The organism is Curtobacterium sp. MCPF17_031 (assembly GCF_003234035.1).
In the GTDB taxonomy this organism is placed as follows: domain Bacteria; phylum Actinomycetota; class Actinomycetes; order Actinomycetales; family Microbacteriaceae; genus Curtobacterium.
In genome coordinates, this window is sequence record NZ_QKSG01000013.1 from 14,631 (window position 1) to 36,268 (window position 21,638).

At 68.8% G+C, this 21,638-nt stretch carries 22 protein-coding genes; 7 read left to right on the forward strand and 15 right to left on the reverse strand.

All coding sequences use genetic code 11. The annotated features are described in order from the left end of the window. Nucleotides 1-19: 19 nt before the first annotated feature. Nucleotides 20-2,764: a LuxR family transcriptional regulator gene (locus DEJ31_RS15660; protein ID WP_111122323.1), complete on the reverse strand. Its 2,745-nt coding sequence runs from the start codon at nucleotides 2,762-2,764 to the stop codon at nucleotides 20-22. Between the two features lie 231 nt (nucleotides 2,765-2,995). On the opposite strand from DEJ31_RS15660, the gene DEJ31_RS15665 reads away from it, so the two are divergent. After that, complete coding sequence (locus DEJ31_RS15665) at nucleotides 2,996-3,385, forward strand: VOC family protein (protein WP_220033194.1); 390 nt, start codon at nucleotides 2,996-2,998, stop codon at nucleotides 3,383-3,385. 82 nt (nucleotides 3,386-3,467) lie between these two features. Here DEJ31_RS15665 and DEJ31_RS15670 read toward each other — a convergent pair whose 3' ends face one another. Together DEJ31_RS15670 and DEJ31_RS15675 are read right to left on the reverse strand one after the other, a co-directional pair. Then, the gene (locus DEJ31_RS15670; RefSeq protein WP_111122324.1) at nucleotides 3,468-4,499 is read right to left on the reverse strand and encodes an NADP-dependent oxidoreductase; all 1,032 of its coding nucleotides are present in this window, start codon (nucleotides 4,497-4,499) and stop codon (nucleotides 3,468-3,470) included. An 88-nt stretch (nucleotides 4,500-4,587) separates the two neighbouring features. Next, the gene (locus tag DEJ31_RS15675) at nucleotides 4,588-5,547 is read right to left on the reverse strand and encodes an SDR family NAD(P)-dependent oxidoreductase (protein WP_111044445.1); all 960 of its coding nucleotides are present in this window, start codon (nucleotides 5,545-5,547) and stop codon (nucleotides 4,588-4,590) included. A 130-nt stretch (nucleotides 5,548-5,677) separates the two neighbouring features. Between DEJ31_RS15675 and DEJ31_RS15680 the strand changes: the two genes are divergently transcribed. After that, nucleotides 5,678-6,304: a TetR/AcrR family transcriptional regulator gene (locus DEJ31_RS15680; protein WP_111122325.1), complete on the forward strand. Its 627-nt coding sequence runs from the start codon at nucleotides 5,678-5,680 to the stop codon at nucleotides 6,302-6,304. A 13-nt stretch (nucleotides 6,305-6,317) separates the two neighbouring features. Continuing rightward, nucleotides 6,318-7,013, forward strand: coding sequence for an alpha/beta hydrolase (locus DEJ31_RS15685; protein WP_181421583.1), 696 nt, complete (start codon nucleotides 6,318-6,320; stop codon nucleotides 7,011-7,013). A gap of 82 nt (nucleotides 7,014-7,095) precedes the next feature. On the opposite strand, the gene DEJ31_RS15690 is transcribed toward DEJ31_RS15685, so the two are convergent. From DEJ31_RS15690 to DEJ31_RS15700, 3 genes are all read right to left on the reverse strand, one after another. Then, entirely contained in the window at nucleotides 7,096-7,878 is a 783-nt protein-coding gene (locus DEJ31_RS15690) for a GNAT family N-acetyltransferase (protein ID WP_111122327.1), read from the reverse strand. An 86-nt stretch (nucleotides 7,879-7,964) separates the two neighbouring features. Then, nucleotides 7,965-8,915 (reverse strand): alpha/beta fold hydrolase, encoded by a 951-nt coding sequence (locus DEJ31_RS15695; RefSeq protein WP_111122328.1) that lies wholly within the window; start codon nucleotides 8,913-8,915, stop codon nucleotides 7,965-7,967. Nucleotides 8,916-9,349: 434 nt separating this feature from the next. After that, a complete protein-coding gene (locus DEJ31_RS15700; RefSeq protein ID WP_111122329.1) occupies nucleotides 9,350-10,291 on the reverse strand; it encodes a 1,4-dihydroxy-2-naphthoate polyprenyltransferase in 942 nt (313 codons plus the stop codon). Between the two features lie 195 nt (nucleotides 10,292-10,486). On the opposite strand from DEJ31_RS15700, the gene DEJ31_RS15705 reads away from it, so the two are divergent. After that, nucleotides 10,487-11,356: an alpha/beta fold hydrolase gene (locus tag DEJ31_RS15705; RefSeq protein ID WP_181433550.1), complete on the forward strand. Its 870-nt coding sequence runs from the start codon at nucleotides 10,487-10,489 to the stop codon at nucleotides 11,354-11,356. A 93-nt stretch (nucleotides 11,357-11,449) separates the two neighbouring features. Here the strand turns inward: DEJ31_RS15705 and DEJ31_RS17670 are convergent, their stop codons facing one another. Both DEJ31_RS17670 and DEJ31_RS15710 read right to left on the reverse strand, forming a co-directional pair. Next, on the reverse strand, nucleotides 11,450-11,575 hold the full coding sequence (locus DEJ31_RS17670; protein ID WP_258366341.1) for a hypothetical protein: 126 nt from the start codon (nucleotides 11,573-11,575) through the stop codon (nucleotides 11,450-11,452). 32 nt (nucleotides 11,576-11,607) lie between these two features. Continuing rightward, complete coding sequence (locus DEJ31_RS15710; RefSeq protein ID WP_111122331.1) at nucleotides 11,608-12,726, reverse strand: alkene reductase; 1,119 nt, start codon at nucleotides 12,724-12,726, stop codon at nucleotides 11,608-11,610. A 942-nt stretch (nucleotides 12,727-13,668) separates the two neighbouring features. Between DEJ31_RS15710 and DEJ31_RS15715 the strand changes: the two genes are divergently transcribed. Next, nucleotides 13,669-13,995, forward strand: a complete 327-nt coding sequence (locus tag DEJ31_RS15715) for a hypothetical protein (protein WP_111122332.1) — start codon at nucleotides 13,669-13,671, stop codon at nucleotides 13,993-13,995. A gap of 135 nt (nucleotides 13,996-14,130) precedes the next feature. Here the strand turns inward: DEJ31_RS15715 and DEJ31_RS15720 are convergent, their stop codons facing one another. Then, complete coding sequence (locus DEJ31_RS15720; RefSeq protein WP_146236740.1) at nucleotides 14,131-14,703, reverse strand: hypothetical protein; 573 nt, start codon at nucleotides 14,701-14,703, stop codon at nucleotides 14,131-14,133. Between the two features lie 325 nt (nucleotides 14,704-15,028). Continuing rightward, nucleotides 15,029-15,670, reverse strand: coding sequence for a GNAT family N-acetyltransferase (locus DEJ31_RS15725; RefSeq protein ID WP_111122333.1), 642 nt, complete (start codon nucleotides 15,668-15,670; stop codon nucleotides 15,029-15,031). A 96-nt stretch (nucleotides 15,671-15,766) separates the two neighbouring features. On the opposite strand from DEJ31_RS15725, the gene DEJ31_RS17325 reads away from it, so the two are divergent. After that, nucleotides 15,767-15,934: a hypothetical protein gene (locus DEJ31_RS17325; protein ID WP_181421586.1), complete on the forward strand. Its 168-nt coding sequence runs from the start codon at nucleotides 15,767-15,769 to the stop codon at nucleotides 15,932-15,934. Nucleotides 15,935-16,634: 700 nt separating this feature from the next. Beyond that, nucleotides 16,635-17,114, forward strand: a complete 480-nt coding sequence (locus DEJ31_RS15735; RefSeq protein WP_146243184.1) for a hypothetical protein — start codon at nucleotides 16,635-16,637, stop codon at nucleotides 17,112-17,114. Nucleotides 17,115-17,329: 215 nt separating this feature from the next. On the opposite strand, the gene DEJ31_RS15740 is transcribed toward DEJ31_RS15735, so the two are convergent. The 5 genes from DEJ31_RS15740 to DEJ31_RS15760 form a co-directional block, all read right to left on the reverse strand. Then, nucleotides 17,330-18,031, reverse strand: coding sequence for an alpha/beta fold hydrolase (locus DEJ31_RS15740; protein WP_111122336.1), 702 nt, complete (start codon nucleotides 18,029-18,031; stop codon nucleotides 17,330-17,332). A 114-nt stretch (nucleotides 18,032-18,145) separates the two neighbouring features. Beyond that, entirely contained in the window at nucleotides 18,146-18,337 is a 192-nt protein-coding gene (locus DEJ31_RS15745) for a hypothetical protein (RefSeq protein WP_110903937.1), read from the reverse strand. 143 nt (nucleotides 18,338-18,480) lie between these two features. Further along, nucleotides 18,481-19,643 (reverse strand): IS3 family transposase gene (locus DEJ31_RS15750; RefSeq protein ID WP_111122337.1). Its coding sequence is split into 2 segments (ribosomal slippage): nucleotides 18,481-19,364 and nucleotides 19,364-19,643, totalling 1,164 coding nucleotides; the frame shifts between segments, so codons are not numbered across the junction. Between the two features lie 167 nt (nucleotides 19,644-19,810). Beyond that, nucleotides 19,811-20,041 carry a hypothetical protein gene (locus tag DEJ31_RS15755; RefSeq protein WP_146240713.1) on the reverse strand — a complete coding sequence of 77 codons (231 nt, stop codon included), beginning with the start codon at nucleotides 20,039-20,041 and terminating at the stop codon, nucleotides 19,811-19,813. Between the two features lie 363 nt (nucleotides 20,042-20,404). After that, nucleotides 20,405-21,604, reverse strand: coding sequence for an MFS transporter (locus DEJ31_RS15760; RefSeq protein WP_111122339.1), 1,200 nt, complete (start codon nucleotides 21,602-21,604; stop codon nucleotides 20,405-20,407). Nucleotides 21,605-21,638: the final 34 nt, after the last annotated feature.

The following is a 21,638-nucleotide window of genomic DNA, read 5'->3' on the forward strand; positions in this document are numbered from 1 at the left end:
AGTCGGTGCACGCGGTGGCTCACGCCGACTGTACCGACGCGACCTCGTGGAGGTTCAGCGCCAGCTGCGTGCGCGACCGCACCCCGAGCTTCCGGTAGACCGCGGCGAGATGGGTCTCGACCGTCCGCACGCTGAGGAACAACGACGCGGCGACCTCCCGGTTCGACTGCCCGGCAGCCGCCGCCCACGCCACGCGCTGTTCCGCGGGGGTCAGGCGGGCCCTGCCGTCAGCCTCCTCCAGGCGGGCCCGTGCCGCCTCCGTCCGCGCGAGCAAGCGCGGGTCACCGATCCGGCCTGCCAGTTCCGTGGCGGTCTCCAGGACGTGCAGGCCGCGCGCGGCCTGGTCGGCGCGCAACAGGATCGCGATCTGTTCGAGCTCGGCGCGGAGGACCTCCGGGCGGAACCCACCGCGGCGGAGATCGGCGAGCCCTTGGCTCGAGAGCCGGAGGGCGCGCTCCTCGTCGCCGAGGTGCGCCGCGACGAGAGCCTGCAAGCGGAGCGCCTGCCCGCGGGCGTGTGTCCGACCGGGCCGACGGCCCAGTTCGGCCAGGTCGGTGATGACCGCGGTGGCGCGGTGGACGTCACCGGCGTGCACGAGGGCGCGGACGAGTTCGACGTCGATCCAGAGCCGCTTGCCCGGTTCGTCGATGCCGTGTCGCCGAGCGGCCGAGTACGCCGCCTCGAGGTCCTCGAGTGCTTCGCCCCAGCGCTCCGACCAGGCGTTGTCGAGCCCCGAGATGCCGATCCGGAGCAGCGCCCCGCGGCCCTCTGCCGCCGGGCTGAGAGGGGTGAGGAGGAGCTCGTCGAGCGCCTCACGGTCGTTCTGTGCGAGCGCCATGAGCCCTCTGGCTCGGTACAGGCTGGGCGGGAGCAGCGTCAGTGATCGGGCTTCGTGCTCGCCCTGCTCCAGCAGGTCGTCGGCCACCGACAGCTGCCCGGCGAGCGTCTCGACGATCGACGAGTGTGACAGGCCCTGGACGATCGCGTACACCTCGCCGGCGGTCTTCGCGGCCCGGACGAATGAGCCCAGGTTCGCGCGCGACCGGACGAGGTCGTCAGCCTGGTACGGCCACAGCGCTTCCAGCGCGTCCGCGGTGTCCTCGAGCGCGGGGATGCCGGAAGAACGCTCGCTGGCGCGGAGCTCCGCGAGGAACGCGTCGTCGACGCCGTCACCTCGGTCGAGGCGGAAGTAGGCCGCCCAGGACAGCGCGGCGCGGCGCGCACGCGGAGCGTCGTCGCGCGAGAGGAGGTCCTTCATGCCGATGAGCCGCGCACCAGAGGCGTCGTCGTGGCCCGGCATCGACGCCAAGCGCCAGGTCTCGAGGATGTTCCACCGGACGCTGCCGACGTGTGCGACCCGTTGCAGAGCGTTCAGGCGACGGTCCACGGCACCATGCCCACCGGTCCGCTCGACTGCTTGGACGAGGACCGCGATCACGCGGTCGTAGGTGGGCACGTCGAGCGTCTCGACGTCGAGCTCCGCCATGACCTCGAGTGCGAGTGCGGGGTCACCCACCGCGAACGCCAGCTCCGCCGAGTCCGCGACGCGGAGCGCACGACCGGCCGACGCGTGCTCGGTCCGTGCGAGTGCCCGCCAGGCGAGCCGGAGCGCGGTCTCGGTCGCACCCGCTCGGCGCGCACGACCGGCCGCGTCCGCGAGTTCCGCTGCGAGCTGCTCATCGGCGCCGGGCGGTGTCCCGGCGTCCCGGTGCTCGAGGCGTCGTGTCGCGGGCAGCGGGAGCTCCGCGACGGTCGCGTGGAGGGCCCGTTCCTCCTCGGCGGAGAGCGCCTGGAGCGCGGCGGCCGCGAGCAACGGGTGCGCGGCGGCGGCCCGACCGGCCTCGTACCGGAACACCCGCCGACCGGCGCCGTCCGCCAGGGCGGTAGCTGCGCTCGGGCAGATGAGGGCGAGGTCGTCGACCTCCGCCGATCCGAGCACCGCGACGAGCTGGAGCACCGCGCGGACCGACTCGGGGAGTGCGGCGACGCGGTGCGCGACCGCCTCGACGACGGACCCGGTCGCCCACCGACGGAGGTCTCCCTCCGCCCGGGCGGCGGCGAGCTCGATGGCCCAGAGCGGGTTGCCGCCGCTCGCCTCGGCGACCTCCGCGAGCGTGGACGGCGTGAGTCCTCCGAGTCCGGCATCAGCGACGACCCGGCGGACGGACGTCGCCCCGAGGGGGACGACCGCCGCGACGTCGGTCGGCGCGAAGAGCGGGCGGACGGCGAGGTCCTCCGGCCCTCCGTCGGCACGCCGTGCGGCGACCACGGCGAGCGTGGACCCCACGGCCTGCCGCAGGAACGCCCGCTCCACCGTCCGGCGGGTCTCCGGGTCGAGCCACTGCCACTCGTCGATGACGAGCGTCGCGCCGTCCCTGGCGAGGGTCGTGAATACCTGCGTGACCCCGGCCTGGACCATGACCGAGTTGATCCCCGAGCCCGTTCCGCGGCCGAGCACCGCGAGGAGGGACTCCCGCTGTCCCGTCGGCAGCTGCCGGAAGACCGCGTCCGGAACCGGTGCGAGGAGGTCTCGGAGGCCGGCGAACGGTTGCCGGTCGCCCTCGGTCGGGCGCACGAAGAGCACCGTCCGGCGGGTGTTGATCCGTCGGACCACGGTGTCGATCAAGTGGGACTTTCCGATCCCGGGCTCGCCGACCAGCATGAGCCGTCCCCCGGAAGTGGTCGCTGCGGTGACCGCCCGCGCCAGCAGCCCTCGGCGTTCCGGGGCAAGGCCCATCGGGTCGTCCTGTCCGTGCTGCTGCATCACGTTGTTCCTTTGTTGTAGACCATGCAATTCGATGGATGACGTTACATCAACCGAGTGGCACTCGAATTTGTGTCAAAGATCGGGGAGATGACGGTCCGGTGAACAACCGTGCGCCCCCCACCGTGGTCCCACTGATGCGGAACGACCGGCGGACCGGTGAGGATCAGCCGGTGGCCCGCAGCCCTCGACCGTCGCGAGGGACGTCCTGGCCACCGGGAGGAAGCACTCATGGACGTCGCCGGATCGATCTCGACCGCCCCGCTGTCGTTGAACACCATCCAGATCGACGCCGCCGACCCGCTCGCGCTCGCGTGGTTCTGGTCCGCGGTCCTCGGCGTCCCGGTCAACCCGGGCTCGACGACGGACAGCGCTTCGCTCGTGACGAGCAACCGGATCCCGTCGCTCGTGTTCACGCGGACCGAGGAGCCGAAGATCTGGCGCAACCGCATCTCGTTCCGGTTCGTCTCGGACGACACCGACGCGCACCTCGGTCGGTTGTTCGAGATGCATGTGCCGTTCATCCGCACCGCAGGCGGGCCGAGCGGGACCACCACGTGGGAGTTCCTCGACCCGGAGGGCAACGAGTTCACGCTCAGCGAGCGGTCCACGCTCCCCTGATCGACGGCTGTCGACAGAGGCCCAGCACCACTGCCCCGGTCATCGTGGGAGCACGGAACACCCGGGGACGGTCGGGCGCTCGTCATGCCCGGAGCGCGACGCCGAACTGCCCCAGGTTCTGCCCGTCGAGCAGTTCCAGGAGCGCTGCCGGAGCACTGTCGAGGCCGGTCGTGATCGTCTCGATCGACGTGATCCTGCCGCTACGCCGCCACGCCCTGAGGACAGAGGTCGCCTCGGTCCACTCCGCGCGGAAGTCGCCGACGAGGAACCCCTCGAGGCGGAGGCTCCTCGTGATCGCCGTGAGCGCCAGGTCCTCGAACCCGGTGACACCGCGAGCACCGCCCTGGTACGCGGACGTCGCTCCGGAGCAGACGATGCGCCCGTGCCGGTTCATCCGGGGCAGGACCCCTGCGGTCACCGGGCCCGCCACGTTGTCGAAGTAGACGTCGATGCCCGACGGCACGGCTCGGGTCAGGTCGTCGAGGAACGTGCTCGACCGACGGTTCACCGCCGCGTCGAACCCCAGGCGTCCGATGAGGGCGGTGTTCTTGTCGTCGGAACTGGTGATCCCGACCACACGCGCACCCAGCGCGCGAGCGATCTGTCCCGCCAGGTGCCCGACACCCCCGGCAGCGCCGGACACCACGACCGTCTCGCCGGCGGCGACCCTCCCGACCGTGGTGAGCCCGAAGTAGGCGGTCAGGCCGTTCTGCCCGAGGACGCTGAGGTACTGCTCGATCGGAGCCGGCGTCTCCAGCACCCGGAGCTGGTCCGCTCGCATGATCGAGTACCGCTCCCACCCCGCGAACCCGGCGACGAGCGACCCCACGGCCGGCCCGTCCTCCGGTCCCCGGAGGACCCGGCCGATCACCGTGCTCGGGATGGTCTCGCCGACGACGAGCTGCGGTCGGTAGGTGTCCATCTCCATCGACGCGCGTGCCGCTGCAGCGACGGACAGCATCTCGTTCTCGACGAGGACCTCGTCCGGCAGCACGTCCCGGAGCGGCTCGTCGTGCCGCTCGAAGTGCTGCAGCTGCAGGGGCCCCGTCGGGCGGGCGCGCATGGCGATGCGGGAGTTGGTGACGGGCTGGCGCTCCGTCGAGGGGTCGAGCATGGTGTGGGTCCTCCTGGTGTCGGCCGACGGTGTCGTCGTGACGGTGTCGTCGTGCCGGTTCGTCCGTCGCGCGGGATCGGGTCCTCGCTCACTCGATCGCTGCGAGCCCGAGTTCCCAGAGGCCGTCTGCGGTGTCCGGGTCGATGGACCAGGACGCGACGCCGCTCTGCAGACCCGTGCCGCCCTCGACGACCGCGGCGGGTCGTCCGTCCTCGAAGTACCGACCGGTCACGTGCGCCGTGGCCGGCGCGGCCACGAGCGACACCTGGTCCGCTGCGCCCTGTGCCGTCGTCTTGAAGAACGCCGGCGTGTGCACCTTCCCGTCCTCCTCGTAGACACCCATCGACCGCAGGCTGACCGGGTCCACGTGCCGCTGCAGACGGGTCCGGATCCATCCCGGCGCGACCGCGTTGGCGGTGATGCCGTCGCCGGCCCACCGCCTGGCCATCCCGACCGCCATGAGCACGTCGGCGGTCTTCGACTGGGCGTACGCGACCCAGGGGTCGTACGGGCGACGGGCGAAGTGCGGGTCGTCGAGGTCGAGCGGCGCGAGGAGCTGCGCCCCGGAGCTCACCACGACGATGCGCGCGTCCCCCGCGGCGACGAGGTGCTCGTGCAGTCCGAGTGCGAGCGCGAAGTGCCCGAGGTGGTTCGTGGCGAGCTGCATCTCCCAGCCGCTCGCCGACAACCGGCGGTCTGGGAGTGCCATCACCCCCGCGTTCGCGATCAGGCCGTCGAGCGGGCGGTCCCACGCACGGACGAACGACCGGACGGAATCGAGGTCGGCCAGGTCCAGTTGCCGGACGTCGACGTCTCCCGACCGGGCGAGGGCGTCGACGTTCGACGGGTCCCGCGTCGCGATGGTGACGGCAGCTCCGGCGCCGACGAGTGCCTCCACGGAGGCGAGGCCGAGACCGGACCCACCCCCGGTGACCAGGTACCTCCGCCCGGTCAGGTCGACGCCGGCCAGGACGTCCGCGGCGGTCGTCCGGCGCTCCGGTGACGTGTCGTGGTGGTCGCCGGTGTTGTCGTGGTGATCTGTGTCCATCGGGAGCTCCTCGGGTCTTCGGCATTGTTCGGACAGTGTGTCCGGACAGGTTGTCCGATCGAGTGAACCGTAGCACGAGCATCGGACAGCCTGTCCGGACAAGCTGTCCGATGTGCGCTACGCTGCTGCCATGCCCTCCGTGACGCGTTCCGCTTCCAAGGCCCCCTCGCCCTCCTCGGTCGAGTCGCGCCTTCTCTCCGCCACGCAGGACCTCCTGGCGGGCGGGGCGCTGTTCACCGAGCTGAGCGTCGGTGCGATCGTCGAGGCTGCTGGCGTCGCCAGGTCGAGCTTCTACGCCCACTTCCCCGACAAGACGCAGCTTCTGCGCCGCTGCGCGGCGGACCTCGGCGACTCGTCCTTCGGACTCCTCGCAGACTGGGACCCTTCCGCCGTGTCCGCGCTGCAGGACCTGAGCGCGATCATGCGCCAGATCCTGGCCCACTACCGGGACAGAGCCCCGCTCCTCCGGGCCGTGGTGGAGGTCGCGGCCTACGACGCGGACACCCGACGGTTCTGGGACGACCAACTCGAGGTCTTCGTCCGGCATGCAGAGCTGCTGCTGCACCGAGAGCAGCATGCCGGCCGCACACCCCGGAGCGTGGACGTCGAGGTCGCCAGCAGGATGTTCGTCCACGGCGGCATGCAGGCCATCACCCAGCAGGTGCTCTCCGGCGCACCCGCACACGACTCGGCCGTCGCTGAGGAGCTGTCCGCACAGCAGTGGTTCGGCTCGTTCCGCCGGCCGTCTGCCACATGACGAAGGAAATCGCATGACCACACGAACCGACCACCCCACGGTGCTCCTGGTGCAGGGCGCCTGGCACCACCCGGACGCCTGGCTGCCGCTGCGCGGTGAGCTCTTCCTCCGCGGAGTGCGCACCGTCGTCACCGACCTCCCCAGCGCCGGAACGGCACCGACCGGGTCGATGCACGACGACGCGGACGCCGTCACGGCCGCCATCGCCGCCATCGCCGGTCCCGTCGTCGTCGTGGCGCACTCCTACGGCGGGATCCCGGCCACTGAGGCGACCGCGACTGCGACCGGTGTCACACAGTTGATCTACGTCGCGGCGTACGTACCGGACGTCGACGGGTCGATGTACACCCTCCACGGCGTCCCGGACCCCGAGGACGTCAGCGGCCTCGTCCCGACCGTCCCGGATCCGCGGACCACGTTCTACGGTGACCTGACCGACGAACGCGCTGCCGTCGCCGTCGCCCGGATGGTCGAGCAGACGCAACGCGCCTTCGTCGAGCGGGTCCGCGGGGCCGGCTGGAGGTCCGTGCCGACGACGTACGTGGTCTGCGATCAGGACCAGGCGATCCCGCCCTCGATGCAGGCCGCGATGGCAGCGCACGCCGGTGCCACGGTGCGGCACCTCGCCAGCAGCCACTCGCCGTTCCTGTCCGAGCCGGGTGCACTCGCCGACCTGGTCCTCTCGACCGTCTCGGCTGCCGCGGTCTGAGCGACGGCCGGCCCGGCTCCCCGGTCTCGTCGGGGGCCGGTCCGGCTCTCCCGCCGGGCCGACTCCCCGTTCCCGTCGTGCCTCAGAAGCAGTAGGTCCGCGTGGTGACGGTCTCGAACCCGAGACGCTCGTACACGCGCGCACCCTCGTCGCTCGCCTGGAGGTACGCCACCTCGGCACCCTGCTCGCGGGCCGCGTGCATCAGGGCCCAGGTGATCGCAGCACCATGGCCGTTGCGCTGGTGGTCCGGCAGCGTGCCGATCGCGTACAGGCCGACGATCGTCGGGGACGTCTGGACGGACATCCCCGTCGACACCACCTGGCCGTCGTCGTCGGTGACCACGAACGCCGACACCTCCGGACGGGCGAGCACGGCGTCGTTCGCGAACGGTGCTGTGCCGGCGACGTCGGTCAGCCCGAAAGCGGTCGCCATGCACTGCTGGATGCCCGCGATGTGCGACCGCTCGGCAGGGCGCACAGCCCGCGTGACCGGAGGCGCCGCGATCTCGTCCAGCAGTCCCGTCGACATGGTCGGCAGCACCGCGGACCCCTCGTACCCGCGGTCGGCGGCCCACCGGGCCTGCTCGGCCGTGGGGGTGGCACCGACCTGTGCGACGCGGACCCGCTGGTCGTCGCCGAGTCGGCTGAGGAGCCGGTCGAACTCGGCGACGGGCTCGTCCGGTCGCGCGGTGACGAGTCCGTTCGCGGTGATCGTCCCGGCGCCGGTCCAGGCGACGGCGAGTTCATCGTCACCGACGAACCAGCCGTTCTCTGCGTGCTCGGCGATGAGACGGATGGTCCTGATGCGTTCCACGTCGAAGGAGTCGGCACGGCTCGGGATGCGGGAGGTTGGGTGGGTGGTCATCTGGGTTCCTTTCCTGGGGCGCAGTCCGGACCAGACCGGTACCGCGCGGATGAGTGGATCGGGAGGGCATCCCGGACGTGTCTCGGTCAGGCGTGCTCGGCCGTCACCGTGGCGAGCCACTCGTCGCAGGCCGCGGCGAAGCGTTCCGGCTGCTCTGCCCACGGCACATGGCCGCTGTCCTCGATGACGGCGAGGGTCGACCCCGCGATGCGCTCGAAGATGCGGGCAGCCTGCGAGACGGGATCGCAGATGAAGTCGTCGTCACCGACGACCACCAGCGTCGGCACGTCGATCCGGTGGAGGTCGGCGAGCACGTCGTCACCCTGGAACCCGGACGCGTTGGCGTACCCGTTCGCGGTCTCGTCGATCTGGAGCGTGGGCATCACGGTCGCGGCGAGTTCCGGGTCGTGGAAGTAGAAGGGACCGATGGCGTCCAGGGTCTCGGTGATGCTGCGCGGCGTCGTGTCGGCACCGGTCATCATCGCGATCGCGGCATCGACGAATCCGGGGCGGGTCTCGTAGAAGGGGTGGGTCCGGCGTCGTTCCATGGCTGCCAGGAGCTCACGGGTGCGCAGCTCGTCCGGCGCCGCGATCGCGTCGATGGCGATGATCCCGAGCAGGTGCTCACTGTGCTCGATGCCGTACGCGAGCACCTGCTGGCCGCCGGCGGAGTGACCGGCCAGGAAGACACGAGGGGCGCCGAGGTGCTGGCGGAGACCGTCGATGTCGGCGACGAAGTGGGACAGGGTGTACTGGTCGGGCTGCTCCGGCCCCGTCGAGTCACCGCTGTGCCGGGTGTCGAAGTACACCACTGTGCAGTGCTGCTCCAGGGCCGGCTGCGGGAGCAGGTAACTGATCGAGGGGCCCCAGCCGGGCGACGGGAAGAGCATGACGGGTCCGGACCCGCGGACCACGTAGTGGAGACGGTTGCCGTTGACGTCGGCCGTGTGGCTGCCCGGCGTGAGCCGTGCTCCCAGGGCATCAGGGTGCGACGGCACGGCCGTCGGGAACGTGAGCGGTTCTGCAGGAGCGGTCATGCGGTGACGGTAGGACGGAAGACGACGTGCGAGCGCCCGTGGAATCACCGAAGCGGACGAAGCTATGCCCGACGTCGTCACGGACACCGGTCGTTGCACGCTGTCGATCCGAGCGCGGGAGCCGTGGCGACCCGGCGTCGCCGCGACGCCGTCGTGCTCGCCGCCGGATGGACGACGTCATCGTCGACCCGGCAGGACGGCGGGCCCTCGTCGGAGCGCGCGGTGGCGGGACGTGGTCCCGCGCACCGCCGTGCACGGCCTGGTGCCCGCACTCGAGGCCGTCACCGCCGACGGGTCCGTCGTGCGCGCGAGTGCGACCGAGCACGCCGACGGTGTCTGGTGAGCACGATCGGACCCCAACCGTCGCAGGACTGGGTACACCTCAGTGGAAACGCGGGCTGCAGCTCCGTCGCCCCGTTCTGGGGCGACGGGCGTCAACGGGCGGTGCTGACGACGAGCACCACGGCGAGGACGATCCCGTGGACCAGCGACGTGAACGAGGACAGCTGGAGCGACGTGATCAGCCCGGGGGCGTTCCGCGCGCGAATCCCGGCGAGCACCGCCGGCACGGCCAGCACGAGGGACACGGCCGCGATGAGCACGAGCGGGTGCTCCGGGACGATGACGAGCAACAGGAGGTACGGCAGCAGCATGAACACCGCGTAGGCGGTCCTCGCGGCACGGCCGCCGATGACGACGGCGAGCGTCCGTTTGCCGGCCTGCTGGTCGGGCCCGATGTCCCGGATGTTGTTCACCATGAGCACGCCGGACGCGAACAATCCGAGGGACACGGCGCCCACCAAGCCCTCGAGCGTGGCGTGCCGGGTCTGGACGAACTGCGTGCCGAGCACGGCGACGAGACCGAAGAACACGAAGACGGACACCTCACCGAGTGCTCGGTACCCGTAGGGGCGCCGACCGCCCGTGTAGTACCAGGCGGCCGCGATCGTCACCGCACCGACGAGGAGCATCCACGACAGCTGGGTGATGAGGACGATGACCAGGCCCGCGACGGCCGCGATCGCGAAGAAGGCCAGCCCGACGTCGAGCACCGCGTCCGGCGTCGCACGCCCGGCCCCGGTGAGTCGTGGCGGGCCGACACGGAACGTGTCGGTCCCGCGCACGCCGTCCGAGTAGTCGTTCGTGAAGTTCACGCCGATCTGCAGGCCGAGGGCGACGACGAGGCAGAGGACCGCGATGAGCAGGTGGTGGTCACGGCCGAAGTACCCGCTCCCGGTGACGTCCCCGGCTGCGGCGACGCCGGTGCCGAGGACCACCGCGACGATGCTGAGGGGCAGTGTGCGCGGACGGGCGCCGGCGATCCAGTCGCGGACGCCGGGGCGGGGGACGCCGGCCTTCGCGGGGTCCGTCAGCACAGCGGGCGACCGGAGACGGAGAGGAGCACGATGACGTTCATCGTCAGAGGCTGTCCGCTCCGGCGTGCGCCCGCGTCGGTGGGACCACCGGTCCTGGACGGGGAACGGGTGTCGGACCGACGGGTCGCCTGGCCCCTCGGCACCATGGACGGCACCACCCGCAGACCGAAGCACAGAAGAACCGGAGGACCGACCTTGCCGATCGCCCACACCCGCTTCACCGACGTCGAGTACCTCGACGAGGGCCCCCGGACCGGCACACCCGTGGTGATGGTCCACGGGTTCCCGGACCACCCGGGGACCTGGGACGGCGTCGTCTCCCTGCTGCCGAACGGACTCCGGATCATCCGCCCGTTCCTCCGCGGGGTCGGCCGCAGCCGGGTCGTCGCGCCCGAGGCCCGGTCGGCACAGGTCGCCGCGCTGGCGACTGACGTCCTCGACCTCCTGCGCGAACTCGCGCTCGGACCTGTCGTCCTGGTGGGCCACGACTGGGGCGCACGAGCCGCCCACGCCGTCGCCGCACTCGCGCCGGAGGCGGTCAGCGGCCTGGTGACCGTCGCCACCGCCTACGGTCCGTCGTCCCTGCTCCACGGCCAGGAGTCGCTCGACGAGGTGTCCGTCGCGTGGTACCGCTACTGGCTCTGCACGCAGGCGGGTGCCGACGCGTTCCGACAGGACCCGGAGGCCCTGGTCCGGTGGGCCTGGGAGCACTGGTCGCCGGCGATCACCCTGTCCGACGAAGAGCTCGCCCAGGTCCTGCGCGCGGTCGGCACCGACGACTTCGCCGACCACGTCATCCACTACTACCGCCACGGCACGGGCGAGGCACCGGGGGCGGCGGTGTACGCCGAGACCCAGGAGTTCCTGGACGGCTGGCCGCGGATCCCCACGCCGACGACCTTCCTGCACGGCATGGACGACGGCTGCGAGACGCCGACACTCGCGCGCGCGAACGCGCCGTACTTCGCCGGCGGACGGCGTCTGATCGAGGTCGACGAGACTGGCCACTTCCTCCAGCGGGAGAACCCCCGGGCGGTGGCTGACGCGATTTCGCAGTACCTCTGACGGACGCGGAGAGGCCCTCCTGAGCCGTCACCCAATCAGGAGGGCCGTCGCCCGGCCGTGTCAAGCGATCCAGCCGGAGCGCTCGGCCACGGCCTACCCGTCGTCGCCCGCGATCACCTGGCTGGCCAGGTCGGCAGCGCCGAAGACGACCACGCCGACGATCCAGGCCAGACCCGCGACGGCCAGGGAGAGGAAGAGCGACCGGCGCGTGATCCTCATGCTGTCCGTGTACCCACCGCCGTCGCCCTGGATCACGCTCGCGGGTAGTCGATGTAACCCACGTCGCCCCCGCCGTACATCGTCGCACCATCGGGATCGGCGAGCGGCGTTCCGTTCTGCAGCCGCTCCGGGAGGTCCGGATTCGCGATGAAGTTCGCCCCGAACGACATCAGGTCCGTGGTGCCGTCCTCGATCAGGATCAGTTCGTCCGGACCGGTGGGTCGGGGGTGTGTGTCCGGGTTGAGGATGAAGGTGTTGGGCCAGGCGGCTCGGATCTCGTTGGTGAGCATGCGGCCAGCCGACTCCATCTCGTGCAGGTGAGCCAGGTCGAGCTCTGCGAGCCGGGACACGAGTGGGAGGTACGTGGCCGCCAGGTCAGTTCCCTCGTTGATGTCGTTCAATGCGATCCCGGGCGAGATCCGGAAGCCGACACGTTCGGCGCCGATCTCGGTGCTGACCGCTGTTGCCACCTCCACGGCGAAGCGGATGCGGTTCTCGACGGAACCTCCCCACCGGTCGGAGCGCCGGTTGGTGTGCGGCGACAGGAACTGGTGGATGAGGTACCCGCTGGCGCCGTGCAGCTCGACGCCGTCGAATCCCGCCTCCACGGCGTTCCGCGCTGCGTTGGCGAAATCCGCGATCGTCCGCTCGATCCCCGCTTCGGAGTACGCGCGCGGCTCGACGTAGTCCTGCATGCCGTCATGCGTGAAGGTCTGGCCCACCGGCGTCACCGCGGAGGGCCCGATCGGGGGTAAGCCGTCCGGGCGGATGTCCGGATGCCCGATCCGGCCGGCGTGCATCAGCTGCGCGAAGACGACCCCGCCCTCGTCGTGGACTGCAGCGGTCACCTGCTTCCACGATTCGACCTGCTCGCCGGAGTGGATTCCAGGGGTGTTCGTGTAGCCGTGACCCTCCTCGGAGGGCGACGTGCCCTCGGTGACGATGAGGCCAGCAGAGGCACGCTGAGCGTAGTAGAGCGCCATCGACGGTGTCGCGGTCCGTGCCGGTTCGGGCGAACGGCTGCGCGTCATCGGCGACATCACGATGCGGTTGCGCAGTGTCCGCCCGGCGAACGGGTAGGGAGTGAAGGGGTCGATGGCGCCGGTGAGGGCGTCCGCTGGGCGATCAGGCGTGTCCTGATTCAGGGTCATGGCTGGTCCGATCTCGTTGCTGGTGTCTGGGCTCGTGCCTGATGGCTTCCTGCCGTGTCGCGATGCTTGCTGCCACCGTTCGCCTTGGCATCAGCGGAACCACCGAGGGCGACGTCGTCTGGTGATGCGCCGTCACCCTGCCGAGGAAGTGCACGACGTGCGCGTCGAACGCTGCCGGGTCGGCGCTGCGTTCCAGCCCGTGCGGGACCGGCGGGATCGACGCCATGGTGACGTCCACGGGATGCGCTGCGGCGCGCTGGCAGATGCTCCGTATGGTGCGTCCCGGTCTGCAGCGGAGTGGAGGACGAGGGTCGGAACCGCTGACAACGGCGGGCGGAGGTGGGTCCGCCGGAGGGGGACGGCAGGCCGACGGCCTCGAACTGAGGCTCTGCGTTGATGCTCATCCAGTGCAGTCGGCGCACGGACTCGCCCTCGGTCTGCGCGGCACCCGCGGCAGCACAGACACCCGATCGACGCGACGAGCCTTGACCTCGGCCGCGCCATCACGCTCGGCGATGCGGCGAGGTGAAGCGGTCCTCTCGGAGGAACACACCACCTATGCACCAGCGCCACCCAAGAAGAAAACCCCCGTGCGAACGGGGGTTTCTGTGGCGGTACCGGTGGGATTTGAACCCATGAGCACGACCTCAGGACACGGGCGAAGCAGCGAGATCTGCGTCCTGACGGGGAAGATGGACGCAGTTGCTCCCACCTTCGCAGGCCTCGCAACCGGCTCTCCGTTACTGCTCGGTTACCGGGCGGATGACGGAAGAGCGGCTAGCAAAACCAAATCGGACATATGAGTATCGGCTCCAGACCCTGTCACCGTCGGTTACTGCGAAACGCGAGCGGAGGGAGGGGGAGGCAGGGTTCAGATAGGGGATCCTCGACCGAGACGGGGCGGTCTGAGTAACGAGACCACTCAGCGATTACGGTGATCGCATGAGCACCTTGCTGTCCGTGACGGATCTGACGCGGCTCCTCGACCCCATGTTCGACTCCATGCTCTCTCCTCGTGAACGTAAGGCGCTCACCGTTCGAGTCGAGCGGATCAGCGACCGACAAGAGCTCTTCGACTCCGATATCGTGGAGAGCGGTTCGGCCCGCCTTCGCTGGGCGGTGTTCGGCGAGGACGGGAGCTCAGGAACGCTGCAGCTGGCTGGCGGCACCCAAGAGATGGTGCTCTCTGTCCAAAGCGATCTGCAGGACTTCCTCGCAGAGTCCTCGTTTGCCTGGGGTGAGCTTCGCGAACCCAAGGACCGGACCTAGTCAGCACCTGTCTGCCTGCCCGGTAGCCCATCGGCTACCGGGCCCGTTGGTTCAGGAGGTCGAAGTGCGAGTCGATTGGAGCAGTTGCCGTGCCCGTGCCGCTGTCGCCTCAGATCGAGGTGCCCGGCCGGGCGGTCAGCCTTCGCTGACGTCCTCGCGCATGTTCGGGTCGAGGTTCCCGGTCCACAAATTCGTTGCGAGTTCGTGTAACTCCGAGGGATCAGACGCCGCATACCCATCCGACACGAGTGCCGTTTGGTGGCCTGCCTCATCGATCATGCTCGTGACGACGGTCGCTGGCTCGACCGTGGGGCCGGCGAAGACTGCCCAGTTCCCGGTGCTGTTCGGGTCGCCGTTCCGGGCGATCAAGCACACGCCGCCGCTCGTTGTCGCGGCGATCCAGTACCTGGTTCCTTCCCGCTCTACGACGAAGCGCTGACTGTCCGGCACGATCTGCTTCGGCTCGAACGCATCGTCAGCTGGGAACGCGTCGGTCGCCGTGGCGGGACGCGAGAGGACGGCAAAGTGCCGGGATGCCAGTTCGATGGGGTTGCCGGAAGCAGCAACCGACGTCTGGGTTGCGGAGGGAAACGCCTTTGGTGTCGTTCCTCCATCGGTGCAGCCTGCGGTGGCCATCGTCATACCGACGGTCGCCGCGACGGCGGATGCAATGGCGAACGTCCGTGCTGTTCGGGTCCTTCGTTTCATGTCTCCCCCTCATCGCAGAAACTAGCAGCGGCCAGCGGGCTTGCGGAATCTCGCCAAGTGCCGGCCCTCGCTCCGTGGCCGTGGAAGCTTGAGATGTCAAGCTCCGCCGTCTTGAACGGATGGTTCATCGGCTTCGTCGTGACTGGGGCATGCCTCGAAGTCGGCGGTCGAGGCGGTCTCGATAGCCGGTGGGCTACCGAACGCCGCCTCGGTCGCTCTTGGTCGTTCCAGAAGGGGATCGTCTACCGTACGGGGAGGGCGCCCTGGACGGTGCCTAGTAGTGGATCGGCTGCCGGGCGGCCAGAGCTGATCACCCGGCCCACCACTACATCAAGAACTCGATCGCTGGTTCTACTCCTTCGGTCATCAGGCTCCAGCTCGGCCGAGCGAAGTCCTCGCGCTTCAGGCGGACCCGGATCTCGTCAATGACCTCATCGGCGCGGGTTTGGGCGCGAGTGACGCCGTTGACTTCGTACCCGAGCTTCGTGGACACTCGAAGGGACGGCTCATTCCAAGCGACCGCGCTCGACTCCGCCCACTCAGCTCCTAGGTGATCGAACGAGAACAGCAGCAGCGCCGCCCGCATTTCGGTACCGAGTCCAAGGCCCTGATGTGTGAGCGCAAGCCACGACCCGCTCTCGACGGTCTTGCGGGCGGCGAAGCGGCGAGCGTGCAGCTCCTGGACCCCGACGGGCGTGCCCTGGTGGAGCACGGTGAAGCTCACGCCCCACGAGTCACGGGCCATCCCGGACCGGAGCTTCCAGTGGTACTGCGCCATAGAGCGAGCCAACGTCGTCGGTTCTGCGTCCGTCCATGGGACACCGAACGGCATCCGAGCGGGATCGTGCACGCCGGAGAGGGCCGCGTCGACGAGCCCCGGGAGATCTTCGTCGCGCAGGGGTCGTAGCTCTAGTCGAGGAGTGAGGAGTCGCAGCCCGAACAAGGGCCAAACTTGGTCGAGATCCATCGCCCAACGATAAGAGAGTGGCGCCGGACATTACGGCCCTCCCGATGTCCCGTTGGCCGATCGGCTACCGGACAGCGGGCACCTACACTCTCCATCGTGAGTAGACGGAGTCCGGGTCCACTCTTCTTCCGACGCCCGAAGCCCTTCGCCGGCGGGGAGGTCTGGATCGTCCAGCACGACGATTCACCGCACAACACAGTCCTGGGCGTCTTCGCCACAGACGACGAGGCATACGCCTTCATGGACACGGTCAAGGACGACTAAGAGAACGGCGTGATCTGCTCAAGCTTCTCGATCCCGTACCGGTCCACCGATGGCGCCGTTCGATACCAGGCCAGGGACTGACGTCGACGTCCGTTGGCCGATCCCCTACCGGTCGATGTTGCGCCGGGGTTAGCCTGCGATCGTGACAGCGGGGGCAACACGTTCAGCGCAGGCGGAGCAGCGGTTGCGCGTGCGAGCTGCGCTCGTGATGGCGGCGGTGTTGGCGTGGGTGCCTCCGGCCGCAGTCGTCACCGTTCGTCTGAGCTGGAAGACGGTTCCTTCCCGTGTTCCGGTGAACTGGTATGGAGCGGGACCTGACCAGTGGGCCTCTGTACGTTCCGCTTTCTGATCGTGCCCGGCATCGTCGGAGCAGCGGTGTGCAGCCTGTTGGTAGTGCCCTTGTCGTCAGATGTGTCGCGTCGGGGCGCGGCACTCACTATGGGAGCGCTGTCCGCGGGGACCGGGGCCATCGCGTTCTTGTGGCTTGCGATGGCGCTGACCGCTGGCGGGACCAGGGCACCGTTCCTGGTCGTCCTTGCCCCACTTGGTTGGGGTGCGCTGCTGTTCGAAGTCGCGCTGCTCGCGAAGGGATGAGCAGCCCGGTAGCGGATCGGCTACCGGGGTTGCCGATTCGACCTCGGCGATGGAGCGGCCGATACGCTCCCACCATGAGCCTCATGACTTCCTGGCCTGCGCGACGGTGAGCATCGAGTCTTTCGACGTTGAACCGATCGACCATCGCAGGTTGGTTCGATGGCTGCTCGGCCTGATGGCTGCAGTCACTGGTGTTCTTGCGATCATCGGGTGGCCCCTGCCGGTGCTCCCGGGAAGATTCGTGCGGACGGACGCGTGGGAACGCACGACCGCCCTCATCGAAGCATGGTGGACCCACGACGGTTGGCGAATGTCCGGTGCGTCATGGTTCTGGGGTGGGGTCGCGATAGGCGCGACAACTTGCGCGATCATGATCAGTGCCGCAAAGGAGCGACCATGGCGCAAGACCTTGCTCCTGACCGTGTTGCCGGGGGGCGTCATCGCAGCGCTGGGCCCGTTGGTTCAGGTCGTGTTGGGAATCCGGTGGTCGAACTACTCAGACAGCCACGACAGCCGGTCCACGATCATCGTGTACGCAATCGGACTGGCCGTGGCGGTGGGGTTTCCGTTTCTGCGCGGATGGTGATGCGCGGCCGCGAGCAGAGCGACGGCGACGGCGTGCTTCGACGTTGACACACCGAAACCACTGGTTCAAGACGAGTCGCTGAGGCAAATCGTTGTTGTCGGAGGACCGGCGCAAGACGACTCGCCCGTCCCCTAACTCTCGCCCCGTGTGCGTCCGCTAGACCATCGTTCACCGGGACGGCGCCGACCGCCTCGCTTCCATTCTGCGTGCGGCGCCTACCTTCGCAGTTGCCTGGTGAACTCCAACAAGGCGTCAGCGGCACCTGGATGATCCTGTGGCCGATGTCCGTAGCCGGTCAGGGTCATCCGTCGGGCACGGTGCAGCTGCGAAGCAATTGCTTCGTACTCCTCGTTCCATCCTCCGGTGATCACGAGCATCGGCACGTCGACGTCCGACGGCGTATCCAGGGTCCACGGCCCAGGGAGCCTACGCTGCCGATCGGCAGCCAGGAGTTCGTCCGGGCTCACCGGCGGTGGCACAGCAGTGCCAGTCAGGGCTGCTGCGAACGCGACAGCGAACTGCGCACTGCCCATCTCGGCCGCGGCTTCGAGCACTGGCTGTACGCGGTCGATATGGGCCTCGACTGCCGCGTTGCCTCGAGCCAGCGCGTACGCAGCAGGCTCGAAAAGCACCAGCCCTGCGATCAGGTCGGGCCGGCGAGCTGCGGCGCGCATTGCGATCGGCCCACCGTACGAGTGTGCGACGACGACAGCGCCCGGCGAGCAAGTGCCGATGAGCGTCGACTCCCAGCCATCTTGCTCGAAGGCGACAGCTGCGCCGTCCCCGTAACCAGGCATCACCGCAAACCCAGCGTGCTCGATGTGAGCCGCGACGGGCCAGGCGCGGTCAAAGGTCCGATTCGATCCGTGCAGGAAGACGACCGCTCTCTCGCGGTTCACGAGAAGGGCGTCTGCCATGACTGAAACGCTAGCAACCGTGGCTCCGCTCGTTGCAGCGGAGAACGCCCGATCAAGGATCCTCCATCGGACAGACGACCTACGTCGAGTGAGGGTGCACCGCCTGACGGAGCGCTAGGAACGATGATCCCGCGTGAGCGCCCTCATGCCGGCTGCGATGAACAACAGTCCAGGGACTACGAGGACGACCGCGAAGATGACTTTTCCTGCGCCGTTGGTCGGGCTGAAGATCATCTCGGCTATTCCGAACAGGACGAAGACCGCTCCAAAGATGATGGCGGTCTTTGGCTTTTTGGCGTTAAGCACTGGCACAGGTCCTTGCTCTGGTTTCGGTCCGACGGGTGCGAGTCTCGCGAGAAGAGTCAATCAGTTGGAACTGGGGGCTGTAACGAGCCGCACCTGCGCTTTAGGCAGGAGGGGACTGCTGCAGGTTGAGTTGACTCGTTCGTTTAGGCCGCGAGTGCGACCTGTGGGTTGATGATCGTCTCGTACTCGATAGGGGTCAACTTCCCCAGACCGCGCTGGCGTCGTTTCCGGTGATACGTCGCCTCGATCCAGGTGATGATCGCGAGCCGGAGCTCTTGCCTGGTCGCCCACCGTTTCCGGTTCAGGACGTTCTTCTGCAGGAGGGCGAAGAACGATTCCATTGCAGCGTTGTCGGCGCACGCGCCGACTCGGCCCATCGATCCGAGCAGACCGGCGTCGCCGAGCGCGCGAACGAACTTCTTCGACCGGAACTGGCTGCCGCGGTCCGAGTGCACGACCGTTCCGGCCGGGTTCCGGCGGTCCACCGCCATCTGTAGGGCCGCGACAGCGAGCGAGGACCGCATGCGATCGCTGATTGAGTAGCCCACGATCCGACGGGAACAGGCGTCCTTCACCGCACACAGATAGAGCTTCCCCTCACCCGTCGGATGCTCGGTGATGTCCGTCAACCACAGCTTGTCGAGGTCCGGCGCCGTGAACGCACGTCGAACCCGGTCGTCATGCACCGGCGGCCAGGCCTCGCGATTCAGGCCGCGCTTCTTCGCATGCAACGACCACAGCTGCTGCTGCGAGCACAACCGCCACACCCGACGCTCGGACACCCGATGGCCGGCTGCATGCGGGTCGTCGGCGATGAACCGGTACCCGAACGTCGGGTCGTCCCGGTGCGCGTCGATCGCGGCGTTGGTGAGGTGCGCGTCCGCCCAGTCGCGATCGGTTACCGGACTGGCACGCCACCGATAGAACGCCTGCTTCGAGAAACCCAACACCCGGCAGGCCACCGCGACCGGGATCCGGTCGGCGGCGAGTTCGAGGACCAGCGGGTACATCATTTTGGGAGATGCGCCTGCGACAGATAGGCGGTCGCCCGACGGAGGATCTCGTTCTCCTGCTCGAGCAGCCGAATCCGTTTCTGCGCGTCCCGCAGCTCCGCCTGCTCAACGGCTTTCGCCGACGGCGCCGCTGCAACATTGACGCCGTCGTCACGGTCCGCGAGCCGCAGCCAGCGGGCCAGGCAGGACTCGGACACACCGAAGTCCCTCGCGACCTGCCGCACCGACGTCTCACCCTTCCGGGCGACCGCAATCACATCACGGCGGAACTCTTCCGGATACGCCTTCACCATGGCGCACATCCTTCCAGCAGGAGCCAACGCCCCTACCCGTCAGGAGTCAACCAAACCTGCAGCAGTCCCCTGACAGAAAAATGAGTATCGGCTTCAAGCCTTGCCACCACCGGTTACTGCAGAACGCGAGCGGGGGAGAGGGATGCAGGGTTCCGATAGGGGATCCGCTACCGGGCGCTCGAGTGGTCTGCGGGATGCCGAGCTAGCACGGCGGTGAGTACACCCCCGACCAGAAGGACCAGACCGAGGCCGGCGATGAAGAACTCGCCAATGACGTCCGGGGCATCGAAAACAGCATGCTCGTCAAACCAGGTCCCGAGGATCGCGCCGTCGACGTAGTCGATGACCATGATGACCAGGCCCAGGAAAGCCGAAAACCAAGCCCACAACCGCTGCATGCATCTGAGCATGGCCGATGGGACAGCCGTACTGCTGAAAAACGCTACGTACCCGAGCAGCTCCGCGGCTCGCGTCGATCTCACGGCCCTGGTCAAGGCAGGAGAGTGGCAGGGGCTGGCCGTTGCGAAATCTGACATAACGTAAATTATCGGCGCATCTCCGGCTCATACGAAGCAGCAGCACTCAACTGATTAAGCCGATACCTCATGGAACCTGCTCAGGGACTCGATCACCACGGCGACCCCCGTCGTCGATGGTGCGGACGTCGGGAAGATTTCTCCGTGGTGAGTTGGTCGCGATCGGGGGGGGCTACTCGCGCGTGTCCGCAGCTCTGTATCGGTGTCGGACGCACATGCGAAGCCTCATGCCGCCGACTGGCGTTCGCCGGTTTGCGTCGAGACGGCGACGAGTGCGAGCGCGACGAGTGCGGCCACGCCCGCTGCAAGGAGCACGGCCCACGCGCCGAGGTGGAGTGCACCCGCACCGAGGACAGGTGCGACTGCGATGCCGACGTATGTCGCGGTCGAGTACCACGACAGTGAGACGCCGACCTCTGCCGGGTTTGCCGTGACGAGGACGGCCTGGATCCCGATCTGCGGCGCGATGGCGACGAGGCCCCATACGGCGTAGAGCAGGATCGCGCCCGGCAGAGATTGGGTGGACACGGACAGCGCCGCGTAGACAGCTGCCATCGCGATGAGGCCGAGAACGGTGGCCCACACGCCGCTGCGCCGATCCACCGCAATTCCACCGAGCCATGTCCCCACCAGGGTCGCGAGCCCGAAGGAGAGCAGCACGACGGCGAGCACGCCGGGACGCCCGCCGACGACCGGAGCGAGGACCTCCGAGGTGAAGACGTAGAGCACGTTGAACGACACCATGTAGGACACCATCGCGACCAGCGCGAGGAGAATCCGTCGATCCGCGAGGATACTGAAGCGCTCCCGCAGCGACCGCGCGGCAGCACCGGGAATGCCTGTCATCGTCAGCCCGAGCGTGACCGCGAGGAGCCCGGCGAGCACCGCGATGCCGACGAGCGCGGCCCGCCAGCCGATTCCAGCAGCGACCGCCGCGCCGAGCGGCGACCCGAACGCGATCGCGCCAGCGAATCCTGCAGTGACGATGGCGATCGCGCGTCCGCGGTGGTGCGGCTCGACGAGCGTCGGGGCAGCCGCGGTTGCGGGTGGCACGAGGGCCGCGCCGCCGAGCGCGGCGACGACTCGTCCGACGATGAACACGTCGACGTTCCCTGCCACCGCCGTGACCGCGGTGCCGATCGCGACCAACGCCATCCCAGTCGTGAGGAGGCCCCGGCGCGGGACCACCGCCAGGAACGTGGCGACGAGGGGTGACGCCAGCGCGACGACGGCGGCGTACCAGGTGATCGCCGTGGCGACCGACGCGGTGGAGGTGCGCAGTCCCTCGGCGAGGTCCGGTAGGACGCCGGCGATCACGAACGCGTTCGTCCCGACCACGAACAGTGCAGCAGCGAGGACCCACAGGCGCGCCAGTGCAGCAGCGCCCATGCCACGGGCCGGATACGATCGTTCGAAGGATGTCATACGGACACGCTAGTGGACCGTTAGATATTCATCG

Bases quoted from the DNA above. Each gene is read 5' to 3' on its own strand.
- DEJ31_RS15660 (WP_111122323.1), bottom strand. From the start codon at position 2,764: ATGCAGCAGCACGGACAGGACGACCCGATGGGCCTTGCCCCGGAACGC.
- DEJ31_RS15665 (WP_220033194.1), top strand. From the start codon at position 2,996: ATGGACGTCGCCGGATCGATCTCGACCGCCCCGCTGTCGTTGAACACC.
- DEJ31_RS15670 (WP_111122324.1), bottom strand. From the start codon at position 4,499: ATGCTCGACCCCTCGACGGAGCGCCAGCCCGTCACCAACTCCCGCATC.
- DEJ31_RS15675 (WP_111044445.1), bottom strand. From the start codon at position 5,547: ATGGACACAGATCACCACGACAACACCGGCGACCACCACGACACGTCA.
- DEJ31_RS15680 (WP_111122325.1), top strand. From the start codon at position 5,678: ATGCCCTCCGTGACGCGTTCCGCTTCCAAGGCCCCCTCGCCCTCCTCG.
- DEJ31_RS15685 (WP_181421583.1), top strand. From the start codon at position 6,318: ATGACCACACGAACCGACCACCCCACGGTGCTCCTGGTGCAGGGCGCC.
- DEJ31_RS15690 (WP_111122327.1), bottom strand. From the start codon at position 7,878: ATGACCACCCACCCAACCTCCCGCATCCCGAGCCGTGCCGACTCCTTC.
- DEJ31_RS15695 (WP_111122328.1), bottom strand. From the start codon at position 8,915: ATGACCGCTCCTGCAGAACCGCTCACGTTCCCGACGGCCGTGCCGTCG.
- DEJ31_RS17670 (WP_258366341.1), bottom strand. From the start codon at position 11,575: ATGAGGATCACGCGCCGGTCGCTCTTCCTCTCCCTGGCCGTCGCGGGT.
- DEJ31_RS15710 (WP_111122331.1), bottom strand. From the start codon at position 12,726: ATGACCCTGAATCAGGACACGCCTGATCGCCCAGCGGACGCCCTCACC.
- DEJ31_RS15715 (WP_111122332.1), top strand. From the start codon at position 13,669: ATGAGCACCTTGCTGTCCGTGACGGATCTGACGCGGCTCCTCGACCCC.
- DEJ31_RS15720 (WP_146236740.1), bottom strand. From the start codon at position 14,703: ATGAAACGAAGGACCCGAACAGCACGGACGTTCGCCATTGCATCCGCC.
- DEJ31_RS15725 (WP_111122333.1), bottom strand. From the start codon at position 15,670: ATGGATCTCGACCAAGTTTGGCCCTTGTTCGGGCTGCGACTCCTCACT.
- DEJ31_RS15740 (WP_111122336.1), bottom strand. From the start codon at position 18,031: ATGGCAGACGCCCTTCTCGTGAACCGCGAGAGAGCGGTCGTCTTCCTG.
- DEJ31_RS15755 (WP_146240713.1), bottom strand. From the start codon at position 20,041: ATGCAGCGGTTGTGGGCTTGGTTTTCGGCTTTCCTGGGCCTGGTCATC.
- DEJ31_RS15760 (WP_111122339.1), bottom strand. From the start codon at position 21,604: ATGACATCCTTCGAACGATCGTATCCGGCCCGTGGCATGGGCGCTGCT.